This is a genomic window from Clostridium sp. Marseille-P7770, from assembly GCF_902143525.1.
Taxonomy (GTDB): domain Bacteria; phylum Bacillota; class Clostridia; order Lachnospirales; family Lachnospiraceae; genus Pilosibacter.
This window is the reverse complement of the sequence record NZ_CABFVC010000003.1, coordinates 615,627-632,696: the sequence shown is the minus strand read 5'-3', so window position 1 is coordinate 632,696 and position 17,070 is coordinate 615,627. Positions and strand designations below refer to the sequence as shown.

19 protein-coding genes are annotated in these 17,070 nt (G+C 50.3%); all 19 read left to right on the top strand.

Going from position 1 to position 17,070, the window contains the following annotated elements:
• The first annotated feature begins 174 nt into the window (after positions 1 to 174).
• Positions 175 to 1,005 carry a terminase small subunit gene (locus FN001_RS10110; protein ID WP_118514408.1) on the top strand — a complete coding sequence of 277 codons (831 nt, stop codon included), beginning with the start codon at positions 175 to 177 and terminating at the stop codon, positions 1,003 to 1,005.
• Entirely contained in the window at positions 986 to 2,443 is a 1,458-nt protein-coding gene (locus FN001_RS10105; RefSeq protein WP_142411720.1) for a terminase, read from the top strand. The genes FN001_RS10110 and FN001_RS10105 overlap by 20 nt, the downstream gene beginning before the upstream one ends.
• A 5-nt stretch (positions 2,444 to 2,448) precedes the next feature.
• Positions 2,449 to 4,596, top strand: coding sequence for a phage portal protein (locus FN001_RS10100; RefSeq protein WP_142411719.1), 2,148 nt, complete (start codon positions 2,449 to 2,451; stop codon positions 4,594 to 4,596).
• Positions 4,597 to 4,650: 54 nt separating this feature from the next.
• The gene (locus FN001_RS10095) at positions 4,651 to 5,205 is read left to right on the top strand and encodes a winged helix-turn-helix domain-containing protein (RefSeq protein WP_142411718.1); all 555 of its coding nucleotides are present in this window, start codon (positions 4,651 to 4,653) and stop codon (positions 5,203 to 5,205) included.
• A gap of 99 nt (positions 5,206 to 5,304) precedes the next feature.
• The gene (locus FN001_RS10090; protein ID WP_142411717.1) at positions 5,305 to 5,976 is read left to right on the top strand and encodes an HK97 family phage prohead protease; all 672 of its coding nucleotides are present in this window, start codon (positions 5,305 to 5,307) and stop codon (positions 5,974 to 5,976) included.
• 12 nt (positions 5,977 to 5,988) lie between these two features.
• Positions 5,989 to 7,632, top strand: a complete 1,644-nt coding sequence (locus tag FN001_RS10085; RefSeq protein ID WP_243121984.1) for a phage major capsid protein — start codon at positions 5,989 to 5,991, stop codon at positions 7,630 to 7,632.
• An 11-nt stretch (positions 7,633 to 7,643) separates the two neighbouring features.
• Positions 7,644 to 8,051 (top strand): hypothetical protein, encoded by a 408-nt coding sequence (locus FN001_RS10080; RefSeq protein WP_142411716.1) that lies wholly within the window; start codon positions 7,644 to 7,646, stop codon positions 8,049 to 8,051.
• 103 nt (positions 8,052 to 8,154) lie between these two features.
• A complete protein-coding gene (locus FN001_RS10075) occupies positions 8,155 to 8,799 on the top strand; it encodes a head-tail connector protein (protein WP_243121983.1) in 645 nt (214 codons plus the stop codon).
• Entirely contained in the window at positions 8,799 to 9,545 is a 747-nt protein-coding gene (locus FN001_RS10070) for a hypothetical protein (protein WP_142411714.1), read from the top strand. Before FN001_RS10075 ends, FN001_RS10070 begins: the two co-directional genes overlap by 1 nt.
• Positions 9,546 to 9,553: 8 nt before the next feature.
• Positions 9,554 to 9,922, top strand: a complete 369-nt coding sequence (locus FN001_RS10065) for a hypothetical protein (protein WP_118514392.1) — start codon at positions 9,554 to 9,556, stop codon at positions 9,920 to 9,922.
• Positions 9,919 to 10,446 carry a phage neck terminator protein gene (locus FN001_RS10060; RefSeq protein WP_142411713.1) on the top strand — a complete coding sequence of 176 codons (528 nt, stop codon included), beginning with the start codon at positions 9,919 to 9,921 and terminating at the stop codon, positions 10,444 to 10,446. The genes FN001_RS10065 and FN001_RS10060 overlap by 4 nt, the downstream gene beginning before the upstream one ends.
• Positions 10,436 to 11,500 carry a DUF3383 family protein gene (locus FN001_RS10055; RefSeq protein ID WP_118514388.1) on the top strand — a complete coding sequence of 355 codons (1,065 nt, stop codon included), beginning with the start codon at positions 10,436 to 10,438 and terminating at the stop codon, positions 11,498 to 11,500. Before FN001_RS10060 ends, FN001_RS10055 begins: the two co-directional genes overlap by 11 nt.
• Positions 11,501 to 11,516: 16 nt before the next feature.
• Positions 11,517 to 11,918, top strand: a complete 402-nt coding sequence (locus FN001_RS10050) for a phage structural protein (protein ID WP_142411712.1) — start codon at positions 11,517 to 11,519, stop codon at positions 11,916 to 11,918.
• 60 nt (positions 11,919 to 11,978) lie between these two features.
• On the top strand, positions 11,979 to 12,251 hold the full coding sequence (locus tag FN001_RS10045; RefSeq protein ID WP_142411711.1) for a hypothetical protein: 273 nt from the start codon (positions 11,979 to 11,981) through the stop codon (positions 12,249 to 12,251).
• A gap of 217 nt (positions 12,252 to 12,468) precedes the next feature.
• Positions 12,469 to 14,862, top strand: coding sequence for a hypothetical protein (locus tag FN001_RS10035; protein ID WP_142411710.1), 2,394 nt, complete (start codon positions 12,469 to 12,471; stop codon positions 14,860 to 14,862).
• 9 nt (positions 14,863 to 14,871) lie between these two features.
• Entirely contained in the window at positions 14,872 to 15,438 is a 567-nt protein-coding gene (locus FN001_RS10030; RefSeq protein ID WP_118529703.1) for a phage baseplate protein, read from the top strand.
• Positions 15,439 to 15,450: 12 nt separating this feature from the next.
• Entirely contained in the window at positions 15,451 to 15,810 is a 360-nt protein-coding gene (locus tag FN001_RS10025; RefSeq protein ID WP_118514376.1) for a phage baseplate plug family protein, read from the top strand.
• Positions 15,810 to 16,661, top strand: a complete 852-nt coding sequence (locus FN001_RS10020) for a phage protein (protein WP_142411709.1) — start codon at positions 15,810 to 15,812, stop codon at positions 16,659 to 16,661. Before FN001_RS10025 ends, FN001_RS10020 begins: the two co-directional genes overlap by 1 nt.
• 8 nt (positions 16,662 to 16,669) lie before the next feature.
• Complete coding sequence (locus FN001_RS10015) at positions 16,670 to 17,068, top strand: Gp138 family membrane-puncturing spike protein (RefSeq protein ID WP_142411708.1); 399 nt, start codon at positions 16,670 to 16,672, stop codon at positions 17,066 to 17,068.
• Positions 17,069 to 17,070: the final 2 nt, after the last annotated feature.

The window sequence follows — 17,070 nt, the reverse complement described above, 5'->3', positions numbered from 1 at the left end:
AAAAGAGGTATAATCTCTCTGTATTATTTTGTTTAGTCGCATAAACTGATTATACCACGAACGCCGGGCTTTTCGAAGCTCGGCGTTTTGTGTTGGGAATATGAAATGAGCTGCCGCACGTTAGTGCGACAGCCCCTTTTTACCCAAAATCAGACAGATTGGAAGGTGAGGTGAGTGGCCAGAAGTCCGAATGAACAGGTTGTGAAGGCGAAGGAATTATTCGATTCCGGGAAGAGCCTGGTTGAGATCGCAGAGATCCTGAAGGTCTCGGCGGGGACGGTCCGAAGCTGGAAAAGCCGGTATGGATGGGATAAATCTGAGAGTGCAACGTTGCAGAAAAAAGTGCAGCGTTGCAAAAAAGAAAAACGCAACGTTGCGAAAGCTGATGCGAAGACGGTCGAGTCTGTGATGGAGAACACGGAACTAACCGCGGAGCAGCAGCTTTTTTGCATTCTTTATGCGAAGACGCTGAATGCTACGCAGTCATACATGAAGGCGTATGGGTGCAGCTATGAATCAGCTATGACCAACAGCTTCCGGCTGCTGAGAAACGATAGGGTGAAGGCGGAGATCCAGCGTCTGAAAAAAGAGCGCTTTGAAAGCCAGCTGTTCGATGAGCATGATGTCTTCCAGTGGTATCTGGATATCGCGACTGCCAGCATCACGGATTTCGTGACGTTCGGCAGGAAAGAAATTCAGGCGATGGGAGCCTTCGGTCCGATCACGGATAAGAAGACGGGAGCACCGGTCATGCGTGAAGTCAACTATGTGGATTTCCGTGAATCCGGTCAGGTGGACGGCCGCGTGATCAAGAAGGTTAAAATGGGGAAAGACGGTGCCAGCATCGAACTGTATGATGCGATGAAGGCCATGGAGTGGCTGGCGGATCATATGGCGATGGGAACCGGAAACCAGCAGAAGCTTGCCGAGACGATTATCGGTGCGTATGAGCGCAGACAGAAGGAAATGAAGGGAGATGAGGAGAATGCCAGCACTGAGCAGTGATGCGATCCGGTTCTATGCAAATGAGCCGATCTATTTTGTGGAGGATATCATAAAAGCAATTCCGGACGAAAAGCAACGTGACATTCTGCGGAGTCTTCGAGATTATCCCATGACCTCGGTCCGATCGGGGCACGGAGTCGGAAAGAGCGCCGTGGAAGCCTGGTCAGTGCTGTGGTTCATCTGCACCCGCCCGTTCCCGAAGATCCCGTGCACGGCGCCTACGGAGCATCAGCTCATGGACGTCCTGTGGGCGGAGATCAGCAAATGGATGAGAAACAATCCGGCATTTAAGGATGAGCTGATCTGGACGAATGAGAAGCTTTATATGCGGGGGCATCCGGAAGAATGGTTTGCGGTTCCGCGGACGGCAACAAACCCGGAAGCTCTGCAGGGATTCCATTCAGAGCATGTCCTGTATATCATTGATGAGGCATCCGGTGTTTCGGATAAAGTCTTCGAGCCGGTACTCGGCGCGATGACCGGGGAGGACGCAAAGCTTCTCATGATGGGGAACCCGACAAGGCTGTCGGGATTTTTCTATGATTCGCATCACAAGTCACGCGGAGAGTACAGCGCGATTCACATCGACGGCCGAGACAGTGCCCACGTATCCAAACAGTTCGTTGAGAAGATCATCAAGATGTTTGGAGAGGATTCAGACGTCTTCCGTGTCCGCGTAGCAGGAGAGTTTCCGAAGAGCACGCCGGATTCCCTGATCGCCATGGAGTGGTGTGAGAAGGCAACACAGCTGGAGATCAAGACCACGAAGCTCCGGATCGACATTGGTATCGATGTGGCGCGGTATGGCGATGACAGTTCCGTTCTGTATGTGGTGTTTGATAAGCAGAAATCCGGAGAGATCGAGATGCACAATCATAACAAAACCACGGAGATCTCCGGGTATGCGGTGCAGATGATCAAACGGTATGCGGCAGCCTATCCGGAAGCATCCATCCACGTGAAAGTGGACTGCGACGGGCTGGGTGTTGGCGTATATGACAATCTGGATGAGCAGAAGGAAAAAATCGTGCAGGCGGTGTGGGAGGATCGTTGTCGGGAAGCAGGACTGGATCCGAAAGACGGGAACCAATGGCGGGACTGCCGGGAGGTTCCGGAACTGGATCTTCACATCGTGGAGTGTCATTTCGGCGGCGCCGGAGGCAAGGTCGATGATGACGATCCGATCGAGTATGTCAACAGCACCGGCTTAATGTGGGGAGCCGTCCGACAGAAATTGAAGGACGGATTACTGCAGATCCCGGAAGATGACACGCTGATGACGCAATTGAGTAACCGAAAATACATTGTCAACAAGGACGGAAAGATTGAACTGGAGCGGAAGGAAGCCATGAAAAAGCGGGGACTAAAATCCCCGGATATGGCGGACGCTCTGGCTCTTGCTCTTTATGATCCGGTCGAGTGGACAGTAAACTGGTGATAGATATGGGATTATTAGATTTATTTAAACGCAGCCGTTTTCAGGGCGGCACAGAAAGAATGTATCCGAGATGGACAACACCTCCGGACCGGAACTCGTCAGAGTGGCTGCAGAGCTTCGGAGAAAATCCCCGGCTGTCGGTCGTTGACAAGATCGCATCGGATCTGTCGTACATTCCGGGTAAGCTTTACCGGATCGGCGAGGACGGGGAACGGCAGGAGGTAACATCCCATCCGTTCCTGGATTTCATGGATCAGCCGAATCCGCTGTACGAGATGACTTCCTCCGCAATCTGGAGACTACAGGCGATCTTCCTGATGCTCAAGGGCGAAGGATATTTTATCATTGAACGGTATTCCGATAGCACTCCGGCGGAGCTGTGGCCGGTTCCGACGCACTGGGTGCAGATGACGCCATATCAGGGTAATCCGTTCTATCAGGTGCGGACAACAGATGGCTACATGATGAATGTGTCTGTAGATGACATGTTCGTCATGAGAGACCTGAAGCCGCTGGATCCGTACCGGCGCGGCCTGGGACAGGCAGAAGCTCTCGCGGATGAAGTGGAGACAGACGAGTATGCGGCGAAGTTCCAGAAGAAGTTTTTCTACAATGACGCGACGCCGGGAATCGTTATCTCCATGCCGGGTGCCAACGATGACCAGCAGACGAGGTTCCTTGCAAAGTGGGACGAGCGGCTGAGGGGACCAAATAAGAGCCACAGGCCGATCACCATCGGAGGTCCGCCTGGAAGTCCGGCTTCGGTGACAAAGCTGGCAGATAACATGAAGGACATGGACATGATCAACGGACGGACCTTCACCCGTGATGCTGTTCTGGAACATTTTGGGGTTCCTCGAGAGATCATGGGCATCACGCAGAACAGCAACCGTGCCACGGCAGACGCGGCACAGTACATTTATGCGAAGAACGTGCTGACGCCAAAACTGAAGAACCGGCAGGATGCCATTAACCGGCAGCTCCTTCCGGCGTACGGCGAGGACCTGGAATGGGAATTTGATGACATCATTCCGCATGACCAGGAATTCGAGAAAGCGGTTGCTCTGGACGGTTGGAACAACGGACTGCTGACAAAGAATGAGGCGCGGGAGAAGCTTGGAATGGAGCCGGCGAAGAACGGAGATATTTACAAGATGAACTTCGCGGATTTGTTCCTGGATGAAACAGAAGACCCGGTGGAGGTAAGCTCTGCATCTGCGAACCTGCAGTTTGCGGAAGGAGATCCGCCGTTAGATGAAGGACGGAATCAGATCGAGATTGATCCGACAGATCTGATGGATCAGGAAGAGGACAAGATCCTTCAGCGTGCCGCGGAGATCAAAGCGAGGCGGATCAAGGCAGCAGGGCGAAGTCTTGAACAGGTCCGGAAAACCCAGGAGCGGAAGTTCGAGCAGAGCATGAAGCGTTACTTTAAGGACCAGGCGGATCACATCCGGAAGTCTCTGAATGGAACGAAAAAGGCAGCGGACGGTGACGCTTGGGACGCAATCGGGATTACACAGGAAGAGTTCCAAGCACTTCCGAAAACGGAGCAGCAGGAATTGACCATGAAATTCGTGGCGGGGCTGCTGAATTGGGAAGAGGAAGAAAATATGCTGAAATCCATTCTGACGCCGCTATGGGCGGAGACTTACGATAAGGGAACTGAGAATGTGATCAACACATACCGGATCCCGGGGATTAACCGGCCGGAGCTGACAGCGACCGCAAGGCTGCGCGGCAGCCAGAGAGTTACCAAGGTAACGAAGACCACGAAGGAGCAGATCGCGAGGATCGTAACGGAAGGTCTCGAGACCGGAAAGAGTCATCAGGAGCTTTCAGATGAGATCATGAACGAGATGAACACCACATCCGCCAGAGCCCGGACAATCGCCGCTCAGGAGTGCAACACCAGTCTTCAGGCAGGATCCTTCGATATGGCGAAGCGCTGCCGGTTCAAAACAAAGACCTGGCATGTCACGAATATCAATAAGGCGCGGGATACCCACCGGGAGCTGAACGGGAAAACGATCCTGTTTTCGGAACCGTTTGTTACCTCAAAAGGACACAAACTCATGATGCCGTGTGATCCGGACTGCAATGCGGCGGAAGAAACTGTAAACTGTCATTGCTTTTTGATCTATGATGAGTAAAATACTTTTCCAATATGAATTTATGCATTATAATCACCTTGTGGAGGTGTGTTAATGGATAAAAATGAATTTACCGAAAATGAAAAGAAGATTGTGGAGGCACTAGAAAAAGGCACTGCATTAAGTCTTGGTGAACTTCAAAGACAGTCTGGAATGTCTAGGCAGGCTGTAATTAATGCTGTCAAAAGGCTAAATGCGAATGGAATTGTAAAACAACAGGGTACACAAAATGGAGCCTATTATTTTCTTGCAAAGATGACATATGGGCAGTTTCAGACTGGTGAGGTGTTCTCCAATGCGGTTATTAATGCAAAAGCAACTAATGAAATGTTAGAGAAAAAAGTTGAACAGGTAAGGGGAGAAATGAAGTCCCTTTATGCCAATATAATTTCTTTGATGGGAATTTTTGTATCGATATTTGCATTAATAGTTGTAAATGCCAATATCACATTTTCACTGACAAGTGAAAACATGAGGGAAGTATTTTGGGGAATCATTGTAATGAATGTAGTTGTTGTGGTATGTATCTTAGCATTGCTAATAGGAATTCGTTTTATTTTAGTTGGAAAGCTATTGAAAAAGAATGACGATAAAGATGGCACGCAGTGATGCGTGCTATTTTTAGAAAACTAAATAAGCATAAAGAAGATCAGGGAAACCTGGTCTTTTTTTATACAAAAAATTCTGAAGAAAGGAGGAAGAACCAGCATGAAACACGAGACAAAGCGGCTGTCTTTTAAGATGGACGAATACGACGAAGAAGAGGGTATTTTTTCCGGATACGGTGCCGTATTCGAGAACATTGACAGCGGCGGGGACATCATCGAGCCTGGCGCGTTTGCAAAGGCGCTGGCAGGCGGATGGGGGAGAGTTAAGATCCTGGCATTGCATAACGACTGCTGGCTGCCGATCGGAAAGCCGATCGAGCTCCGGGAGGATGAAAAGGGATTATTCCTGAAGGCGAAGATCTCCGACACATCAATGGGAAAAGATATCAAGACTCTCCTGAAAGACGGCGTTCTGAACGAGTTGTCCATCGGCTATGAGCCGGTAGTCTTTGAATATGACGAGACTGGGATCCGGCATCTGAAGGAAGTGACCCTGTGGGAAGTGTCTGTTGTGACCTGGGCCATGAACCCGGAGGCAGTCATTACTGACTACAAGTCAGCAACAGAAGAGATCCGGAAAGAGCTGAAGGAAGGACGCAAGATCAGCGATTCAAGGCTTAAGTCCCTGAATGAGGTCAGCCGCTCCATGAAGGAGTCAGCCCGCATGATCGATTCTGTGATCAGCAAGGCGTCCGGGAAAAAGGAAATGCCGATTTCTCGGAGAAAACCTCCCAGAAGCAGAAAAGCAGGTAACATTGAAATTATTTTTTAAGGAGGAAACAAATTGAGCAGATACAGATTAAATCGGAAAGCAGCAAGAAGAAAGAAGTCCATGAAGATGGGCGCAGGAGATCTCCAGGAAATGATCAAGGATGCAGTAAAGGCTGCCCTGGCGGAAGAGAAAGAGGGCGATGATCCGGAAGAGGATAAGGACGATGATGACATCGCGGATATCGTAAGTGATGCCATCGATTCCATCAATGAGAAACGCAAGTCCGCAAAAGAAGATGAGATCGGAGAGGACGCGGCCGCAGAGATCGTCGAGGCAATCGTTGATGCCGCTGACGGTACGAAGGGTGATGAGGTGGACCTTGAGACTGTGATCCAGGATGCCCTTGACAACGTAAACGAAAAGCGTAAGTCCCGTAAAGAGGATGAGCTGGGTGACGGCTTTGCCGATGAGTTACTGGACGCTGTGGCTGAGGTCATGAGCGACGACGAGCCGGAGGATGACGAGGAAAAGGGGATGAAGGGGACTACTCCCACTCGCCAGAAGAAGTCCGCGGGAACTCTCCAGAAACGCCGTGAACCGGCAAGAAAATACAGCAACATTTATATGAGCAGGAAAGGAGAACCGGGAGGCGTGCAGCAGAAAAAGATTCCGGCACATATCCAGGTGGCACGTGCCATCAAGTGCTTAGATATCCACGGTAAGGGAGATCCGGAGCGTGCCGCATACATGGCAAGAAAGATGTATGGAGATAAGGAGATGGAGCGCGAGTTCAAAGCGATGACAGCGACCAGCTCTGTAGGCGGAGGTTTCCTGATCCCGGAGGTTTACTCCGATCAGATCATCGAGCTCCTTTACCCGAAGACCGTTATCGTGGAGTTAGGGGCACAGCAGATCCCGTTAACAAACGGCAACTTAAACCTTCCGCGTATGACAGCGGGAACCCGTGCAACATGGGGCGGTGAAGGTCGTAAGATCACGGCAGCTTCCCCGAAGTACGGCAACATCCGTATGTCTGCAAAGAGATTGGAAGCTATCGTGCCGCAGTCCAGAGAGCTTCTGTTAATGTCTAACTTCTCTTCTGATGCGATGTTCGCAAACGACCTGTTCCGCCGCATGCAGTTAGGTCTTGACTATGGTGGATTATACGGCACAGGCAGCGAGTTCCAGCCGACTGGCATTGCAAATAACAAAGAGGTTGAGAACATTGATGCGACAAAGTTAGACACTGCTGAGCTTGCAGATACGAACGGAAAGATCACCGCAGACTTCCCGGTTTACGTATCTTCCAAGGCATTAGGAAAGAACATCGATGACCTTCATGCCGGATGGGCGATGAACAGCCAGCTGGAGGGCGTGTTCAAGAACATGAAGACCCAGACTGGAGCATACATCTACCGCGATGAGATGATGGAAGGAAAATTAGCGGGTATGCCGTATAAGGTGAGCAACCAGATCCCGATCGATAAGAACGGAAAGACAGATCTGTTCTTTGGAAACTGGTCTGATCTTCTGATTGGCGATCAGATGGGACTTGAAACTTACACAACCCTTGACGGTACATGGACTGATGAGCAGGGCATCCAGCACAATGCCTTTGAGGAGAACCTTTCTGCGACCCGTGCAATTATGTTTGATGACATTGCTATACGTCACGCAGAGAGCTTCCTGTACTGCAAGAACATTAAAGTATTTTAAGGAGGACAAGCATGAGAAGAGCATTATTTGATACTGTGTCTGTTGTGATTGGATCCGGAAAAGTTGTAGACCGCGAGGGATTCCTCTCCGCGGTTTATGCTGCATCCATCGGATCCATCACTGGCTCCCCGACGGCCGCAAAGCTGACCGTTAAGGTAGAGCACTGCGATACAAAAGACGGAACTTTTGAAGTGGTCCCGGATTCCAAGCTGGATCCAGACACTACAACCAGCGATGGCATCCTGAAGGAGATCTCCGTGACATCCGGAGAAGAGATCAAGATGAATCTGGACCTTTTAGGCTGCAAGCGTTATATCAAGATCACACCAACAATCAGCTTTAACGGCGGAACAAGCCCGGCGGCATCCGGAGCAGCGTATGCGCTTGTCCTGGGTGATCCGGCGCAGGCTCCGGTTTAGGAGGGCGCAGGCATGGATCGGAAAAAGCGCGAAAACAAGATGACTGCTCCCCGGAGCAATAAGGCGGGGGCTCCGGTCTCTGCCTTAAAGAAAGGTGATGCGAATGGAGAGAAAAAGCCTGCTTGCAGATAATGCGATGACAACGCTGGAGACCATGCTGGACTTCCTGGGAATAACCAAGACAGACGATTCCACCAAGAATAATATCGAGCGGCTGATCAATGCAGCATCGAGTTATATCGAGACCATGACGAATCGCAAATTTGCGCTCAGGGAGTACACAGAAACGCATTTCCCAACTGGATATCAGGAGCTGTGCCTGAAACAGTACCCGATCCGGGAGGTGATGTCGGTAGAAGATACAGGCTATCACCAGAAACTGGATCCGGAGTCCTATTCCTTTGCAGATACAGGAGACATCGGAGTCCTTTTTAGCGATGCCGGATGGGAGCTGCGGGGGTACAGAAGTGGCTTGGCAAATGATCTTACAAGGATTAACCGATGTCTGAAGGTGAAGTATCAGGCAGGATATGTTTTGCCGAAAGACGCCACAGAAGAACATCCGGCGGATCTTCCGTATGATCTGCAGTATATTGTGTGGCAGATGGTACAGCAGCAGTGGAATCTTGCCAACAACGGGGCGAACGGGCTGGCTGCCTTCAGTATTTCTGATGTCAGCTGGACCTTTGACCATGCGCTCGGTGAGCAGGTGCAGGCAGTAATCAATCAGTATATGAGGTGGACCTGATGACAGTAAACGATACTATAACGCCGGAACTGGAACGGATCAAGGCAGAATTTGAAAAGCTAAAAGAAATGAAACTGCATATCGGAATCCAGGGAGGCAATGGGTTCGGGGCTGGCGGCGAGGGCCGCGAAGGAGCACCTGCAGACATTCTGACGATCGCTAATGTCCACGAGTTTGGCGCGACGATCCATGCGAAGAACGTCAAAAATCTCGCGATTCCAATTGCGAAGAAGGCAGTAGGAAAGAGTCCTCTGGATTTCCCAGGACTCTTTTTCCTACGTTCCGAAAACGGGTATCTGTTCGGGTGTATCAGTCCAAACAGGGAGGGGAAGGAGCCGAAAATGAAGAGTTCCCCTTCCGATACGACGCCGAAGGACAGGAAGCCGGGAAATAAAAAGATCCCGACAAAAAAGGATGACATTGAGTTTCTGTTTATCCTGATGGAATCCGTGAATATTCCGGAGAGAAGCTTCATCCGCGCGGGATATGACAGCAATGAGCAGGCAATCGAAGATATTGTTTCCACGATGATCAGCCATGTTGTATTTGATGGATGGGACGCGGAGAGTGTCATGGACCATATCGGGATGAAAATTGTAGGGCTGATCCAGGAATACATGAACCAGCCGTTCAATTTTAAAAACAAGGGAAATATTACAAAAGCCACATCAAACTGGCCGGATAACCCGCTGATCGAGACCGGAAGACTAAGGAATTCCGTCACATACCGGATAGAGAAAGGATGATGTATAGCATGAGCAGTTTTGCGTATGCCAAACCAATGATCCCGAATGGACTGCTCCATGAGATGTTTGAAATCAAATCAGGGGCGGCGTTTCAGCAGGATAATGGCGGACAGTACATACCGGGAAAAGAAACCAGAATCTCATTCCGTGGGGTGATCCTGCCAGTGAATGATAAGGACCTGATTCGCGACGCGGCGGGGACTTATATGCACTGTACAGAAAAAATCTATACAAACGGACATGCGCTTCAGATTGGTGCACGCGTGATGGATCAGGATGGGACCGTATACACGATCACCCAGGAGTTGGGGCATAATTCCATCCACCCAATGAAGCGTTATCTGATCGAGAGGAAGGGAGATGCGGCAAAACGATGAACTTTTTAGAAATTCGAAACCGGATTATCCAGTGCTTAAGTGAATACCTCCAGTGTTCGATCATGCTGAATAACCAGCAGAATCCGGAAGCGGAATACCCGTATCTCTTTTACAGCGCGGCTCCATATACGCCGGAAGGCGGGCAGGGAGATTATCAGTTGGAGAAGCTGGACGATGGATATCTGGAGAAGCGGACCGGGGAAGCCAGCTGCACCTTTTCCTTTACATGCTGCAGCACCGATCGGGAGGTCGGTAACGAGTATGTTCTGGGAGAGGATGAAGCTTTTCGTTTTGCGGACAAGGCGGCCGGGTGGTTCCTCCATGCCGGTTACGATACGATCGCAGGCATGGGAATAACCATTGATGATGTGTCAGCTGTTCAGGACCGATCTACGCTGATGGTCGATGAAGAGGCGAGGCGGTACGGCTTTGACGTCCGGATCCGGTATGTCCGCACAGATACCCGGAAGATAGGAACTATTGAACATGTAGTGACAAAGAAAGGAGACAGCAATGAGCTCTAAAGACGTAGTAGTGGTTGTGAAGCTGGAAGAGGTTGACACTTCCGTTGCTTCACTCGATATTCTTCTGATCTCCACGGCAGGAGCGAAAGACGTGAAGACTTATACGGATCCGGAAGATATCGCAAAGGACTATACGGCAGAAAGTGCTGTGTATAAAAAAGCAAAGGTGATGATGGGACAGGGTAAGGCGAAACCGACACCGGCATCCCTGATCAAGAAAGTCAAAGTTGTAGGATTTGCGGAACCGGAATCTCCGGAAGCACTCGTAAATGCGATCAAAACATTTCAGGATAAGGATAATGATTGGTACATGTTCCTTACTGATCAGCATGAGGACGCCTACATCAAAGCATTGGCGGCATTTGCCGCAGACAGTGAACCGAGTGAAGCAGAGCTGACGGCCGGAGTCGAGGATCACCGAAAGTTTTACTTTGCAGAGACCGACAACAAGGAACTGAAGCTCACTGACCGAAGAACCGTCGTGATTTACACAGGGAATCTGGACGAGCAGGCGGAAGCTGCGTGGATTGGTTCTGTTGGTCCTTGGTACCCGCAGTCTGTAACATGGAAATTTAAGATGCCGGTGGGAGTGTCCGTGCCGAACTTAAAAGAATCCGAACTCACGATTCTGGAAGAGAACCATGTGAACTGGGTTACCAATGAGTACAAGAAAAACTACATCAAAAACGGCTGCTGTGCTGACGGAGAATGGATCGATACGATCCTTGGCGGCGACTGGATTGCAAAAACCATGCGTGAGAAGCTGTACAACATCTTCACAAGCAATGAAACGATTCCGTACACGGATGCCGGTTTTACGATCGTGGCAGCCGGCGTTTTTGAAACGCTGGATCAGGCAGCCGATTACGGGATCATTGCAACAGATCCGGAATCTGGCGCCGGAGTGTATAACGTATCCGTTCCGAAGAGGTCCGCGGCCACAGACCAGCAGGCAGCATTACGCCAGATGCCGGATATCCCGTGGGAAGCACAGCTGGCTGGTGCCGTCCATGGTGTGAAGATCTCCGGAACCTTAAAAGTAACGCTGAATTAAGTAAGGAGGATTATCAATGGATGTAACAAGTTATGATCCGAAAAAAGTCAACGTGGCGGTGGACGGAGCTATTATCACCGGATACGCATCAGACTCCATGATCACGGCAACAAAAAACGAGGATGCAGTGACTACAGAAGTGGGCTGCAAGGGCGATGTGGTATATTCCGAGAATGCGAATGAGAGCGGTACGATTACAATCACGCTGCAGGGAACTTCTTCCTCTCTGCCGCGTCTCAGAAGCCTGGCGTCAAGCCGGAAACCGATTTCTGTGACTGTATCTGATGCAAATGACAGCGATGATATCAGCATCACGGCGCAGAAATGCCGCGTTGTGAAGATGCCGGATGTGTCCAGAGGAAAGACATCCGGAAATGTAACAATTTCAATTTTCGTACCGAATCTTCAGGTACGGTAAACCATGAAGAAGTGGCCAGACCGTCCAAAAGGATTAACTGAAAGGGGATATAGAAAGTATATGGCAAAGCAGAAAGAAGTCGTAGTAAATGGCAACAAATTTATGCTTCAGAGCGTGTCTCCGAGATGGTATTTTGATCTCAATGACCGCTGTGGAATGACTGGCGGAAAGCGGAAGACCGCTGAATACATCGATGAGCTGTTTAAAAACGTGGTCACTGACCCGAAAGAGGTAAGCACAAAGGGATTTGATTATTTCGAGGAGGCAGAAGATATTTTAACCCCTGAAAAGCTTCTGGGAGAGATCGAATCCTTTCTTAGAGGCAGAAGCTGATGAAGAACTGGCTCAGTCCAGAGCATTAAGGCATCAGGAATTCTGGACTCTTGTTTTTTCAACAGGAAAGATTTCTTATTCCGAGTGGGCCCAGATGGATCTCGGGGAGTTCTACGAAGCTCGAGAGGCATACCTCAATTTCAGACAATCCATAAGTGACCGGCAGAGTGCTTCGTAGGAAATTCTGCCGGTTCTTCATTGAAAGAGAGGTGACAAATTGAACGACCAGAGAAATCTAACAATTGGCGTAGACTTTGGGCTGAAGAATTCCATCAATCAGCTGGAAAGTATCTATGGCAGCATCCAGGGAATCAAAGCTGGATTCCAGGGAGCTGAAGACAGCGGCGTCCAGATGGGAAGCAGCGTGGCAAGAAGTGCCGGAACGATGGCGGACGGACTCCACGATGCAGACCGCGAAAGCCGGAAGGTCATTACGACACTGGACCGGCTGGAAGATTCCGGAGACGGGGCGGGATCCGCAATCCGGGATGCCGGGGTTGCGTTTGACCGGTTCGGCGATAAGGCAGAAGAAAATGTCGGGCAGGCGAAGGATGAGCTGCGGGACGCAGTGAAAGCAGCAGATGCTTTCGGCAGTGAGATTGCGAAAAATTCTGGAACTGCGGCAAAGGATATGGATGGAGTGTCCGACGCTGCGCGAGATACGGGAGATGCATTTGAGGATGCCGGTGTTCAGGTGGAACGATCTTACATTCAGATGGGTGCCGAGGCTGACAGCTTTAAAAAGGCTGTTATCGTTACAAGCGCCACAGCGAACAAAGAGACAAATTCTATCGCAAAGACGATCAAAGCCGGACTCCAGGGCGCTTATGGATACGCAGGAAAGAAGGCGGCCAAGTTTACCAGAGATGCTGTGGACGGTGCACGGGATGTCAAGGAGGCATTTATCCATCCAATCCAGACGATTCGGTCAAAGCTCTCTGACGCGCTTGAGCGGGCAAGAGAACACATCGATGACATAGGGGATGAGGCGGATAAAACCGGCGCAGACCTGGACAAAATGGGGAGCGATGGCTCCGGAGCAGGAACGGCGATCAAAGACGCTATGGACTCTGCTGTAAAGTCGTTTTTTGCGGTGTCCGCAGCGATCGAGATCTTTAAGAAGGGTGTTGAACTGGCAAAACAGTTCGGATCAGCGGTCTTGGAAGTCGGTAAGTCTGCAGAACAGACGGGGGCGAAATTCGAAGCTGCTTTTTCGCCGGATTCCGGGGTGAAGGAATGGTCAGAGAACTTCTCGTCTGCGATCCACCGGAGTAATACCGAAGTACAGAGTTTTTTGGTATCCAATAAAGCAATGTACAACGAGCTGGGGATCACCGGAGAGGCGGCCACAGAGCTCTCGAAGATTACGACTTCGTTGGCATATGATCTTGGGACTGCGTTTAAGATGGATGACTCGGAAGCCCTCAGTGTCATGCAGGATTACATTAATGGTAACACGAAAGCGTTGTCAGAATATGGAATCCAGATTGATGATGCAGTCCTGAAGCAGTCCGCAATGGAGATGGGGCTTGGAAAGAACATCGATAATTTGGATGATTATGCGATGGCTCAGGTCCGGATGAACGCGTTGCTGAAGAACTCGACGCAGATTCAGCAGATGGCGGCGAAGGAACAGGAAGGATACGCAAACGGGATCAAGAGCCTGAACGGTATCTGGCAGAACTTCCTCGCGGACGCAGCGGAGCGGTTTGCGCCGGTGTTCACAGATCTCACGAACACGTTGCTGACATCCTGGCCGCAGATTGAGCCGGTGCTGATGGGAATCGTCGATACGATGAGTATCGGAATTTCCTCCGGTGCTCCGGCGATCATGAGCCTGGCAAAAGATGCGATTCCGCCGCTTATTGATGTGATCGGACAGTTAGGATCCATTGCCGGTCCAGTCGGAGGCACTCTGCTTAATATTGCAACGACGGCACTGCCGCCGCTCTCCCGGATCATCGGGACCATGGCGACGACGATCGTCCCGCCGTTTGTGAACATTCTGAGGGTGCTGGGAGATGATGTAGTTGTTCCGCTGATGCCATATGTGGAGAGCATTGCAAACTCCATTCTTCCGGCGTTGTCGGCTGGATTGAAGATGATCCCGCCGATCTTGCAGACCATCTCTCCGGTTCTCGGAGGCATTGCGGACATTTTGTCCCGTGTTGTGAGCTTCTTATCGAAAATCGTTCAATGGGCGGCTGGCGGGCTTGCAGGACTTCTTGACAAGGTCGCTGGCGTATTTGGCGGCGGTTCTTCGGCGGCAAAATCTGCAGGTGCGAAGATTCCACATAACGCAGATGGAGATCCGGACTTTAAAGGTGGCTGGACCCACATCAACGAGCGCGGCGGTGAGATCGCATATCTGCCGTCCGGATCCGCTATCATTCCGGCGGATAAGAGTGAGCAGATCATCAATAACAGCCGGCAGAGCAGTGTTAAAACAGACATTAACTTCAACCCTACTATCAAGGTGGAAATCCACGGAGACAGTGAGGGCGGAGGTACGAAGCTGACGGATGACCTGAAGCAGATGATCAAGGAGCTGTATCAGGAGATGCAGGAAGAACATTATGATCAGATGGCGATCCAGCAGGGAAATGCATAGGAGGTTGACATGGCATATAGTTTGACCGGAAAGAAATCCGGAGCAATATCGTTTCTTCCGGCAACCGGAACGATAACACAGGAGACGATGACAAAATCCAGTAAGATGACATCCAATGCGATCGAAGGCGGGAGTAGCATCGAGGACCATGTTTACTTGAATCCGGAACAGTTCCAGATCGTGGGCGTTGTGGTAAAGAACCACAGCGCCTTCCGGTCCAGATTGGAGACAATGTGGAAGAACCGTGATCTGGTGACGTATGTGGGAAAGTTCCGGGTAGAGAATTATGTGATTATAAGTCTTCAGATGAAAAATGACTCGGGAAATCGTGATGGATTTTCGTTTACAGCCACGCTGCAGAAAGCCAACATCGTTTCTGGAGCATATGTGGAGATCGGGCAGGAACCGCTTATGAGCAAGCAGGATTCCGCCAAAACAGTGTCTTCAGCAGGTCTGAAGACAACCGTATCAAAACAGATCAGTCAGAGCGCCTATGCGGCATATGTGAGCAGTTATAACGGAAAGAGCAGCAGTGGACCAACGCAAAGGAAAACTGCAAGCTACAACGGCGTGTAGGAGGTGCGACAGATGGATGAATTGCAGTCAATGGGACTGACGGCGGAGGTGGAGTATATCCCAATCGATACGTCAAAGGTCCCGTATACATTTTCAATCAAGCTGGATGACCGTACGTACACTCTGACGGTCCGGTATAACGAGCAGGGAAAGTTTTTCACAGCTGACCTGGCAATTATGGCCACGGGAGAAGTGCTGTGCTACGGGGATCCGGTGCGGTACGGGAGACCAATGTTCCGGGTGATTGAGGACGCAAGATATCCGATCCCGGTGATCGTCCCGTACTGCTTATCAGGAGATGTGGATACGGTAACATTTGAAAATTTCGGAAAAGAAGTTCAGCTCTATCTGCATGAAAGGAGGACAGACTGATGGCTTTTTTCCTTCGGTCCGCTACCTTGCAGATCGGACCTCTGAAATACAACATGAACGATGGTTTTTACTTCGATTTTGAAGTACCGTTTTATGATTCTGACCAGCTGATCACCGCTTCTTTTACCGTATATAACTTGAATCCGACCTCTCGTCAGGGCATTGTAAAGAACCAGGTGGTCATCCTTAATGCCGGGTATGAAGATGACGAGGGCGTTCTTTTCGTGGGACAGGTTGCAAGCTGCAGCCATAAACAGAATGGCGTGGAGTGGCAGACAAAGATCACAGCAACGGCGGCACTCGATCAGTGGCTGAATAAGAAAGTCAACAAGACCTACGCGGAAGGCACGACGGCGGAAGCTATCGTTAGGGATCTTCTGAATATGTTCGCCCTGGAGATCGGCGTATTTCAGCTTGCGGAGAATGTGGTATACCCGCGCGGCCGGGTATGCTCCGGAAAGCTGAAGGATGTTTTGCAGGAAATTGTTACCAGGGAATGTAAGTCGAGGCTGCTGATACGGGCAAACCAGGTCATTATCAATAATCCTGCCGATGGGGTAAACAAAGGATATCTCCTGACGCCAGCGAGTGGACTCCTCTTCCAGTCAGATGATTCTGACGTGACCACGGTAGAGGCTCCGCAGAATAAAGGAGCAAGTGCAGAGACGAAAGCGGCAGCGAAGAAGACCTGGAAAAGGACCTGCCTTCTCAATTACTGCTTAGGCCCTGGAGATATCGTGCAGATCCAATCAAGAGACCTGAACGGAAAATACCAGATCATATCCGGAGTACATAAAGGATCTCCAACGGGAACCTGGACGACTGAGATCGAATTTAAGGTTGCAGGATAGGAGAGAGAATGGGATACAAATCAGCAGAACTTAACAATGCAGAAGCGAATGAAAGAAAAAATCTTCTGAAGATCCGTTGTGCGGACCTTGTGCAGGTGACAGCTTTCGATGCCGGAAAGATGACCGTCAATGTGAAACCTTTGGTAAAAAGGGAGATCGGTGACACGGTTGTTTCCCCGCCTCCGATTCTGGGCGTGAAGGTTGCAAATATTCCACTTGAAGTGGAGATCGAGGGAAAGAAAGGAACAGTAACCGTAAAAATCAATCCGGGAGATATCGGTGTGGTGGTCTATCTGGATCTGGACAGCGATAACTCTATCAAGACCGGAGCAGAGAGCACGCCGAACTCTTCCAGGGTGCATTCTGGAGATGATGCGGTCTTTGTTGGTGTTGTACAGAAAGGGTGATG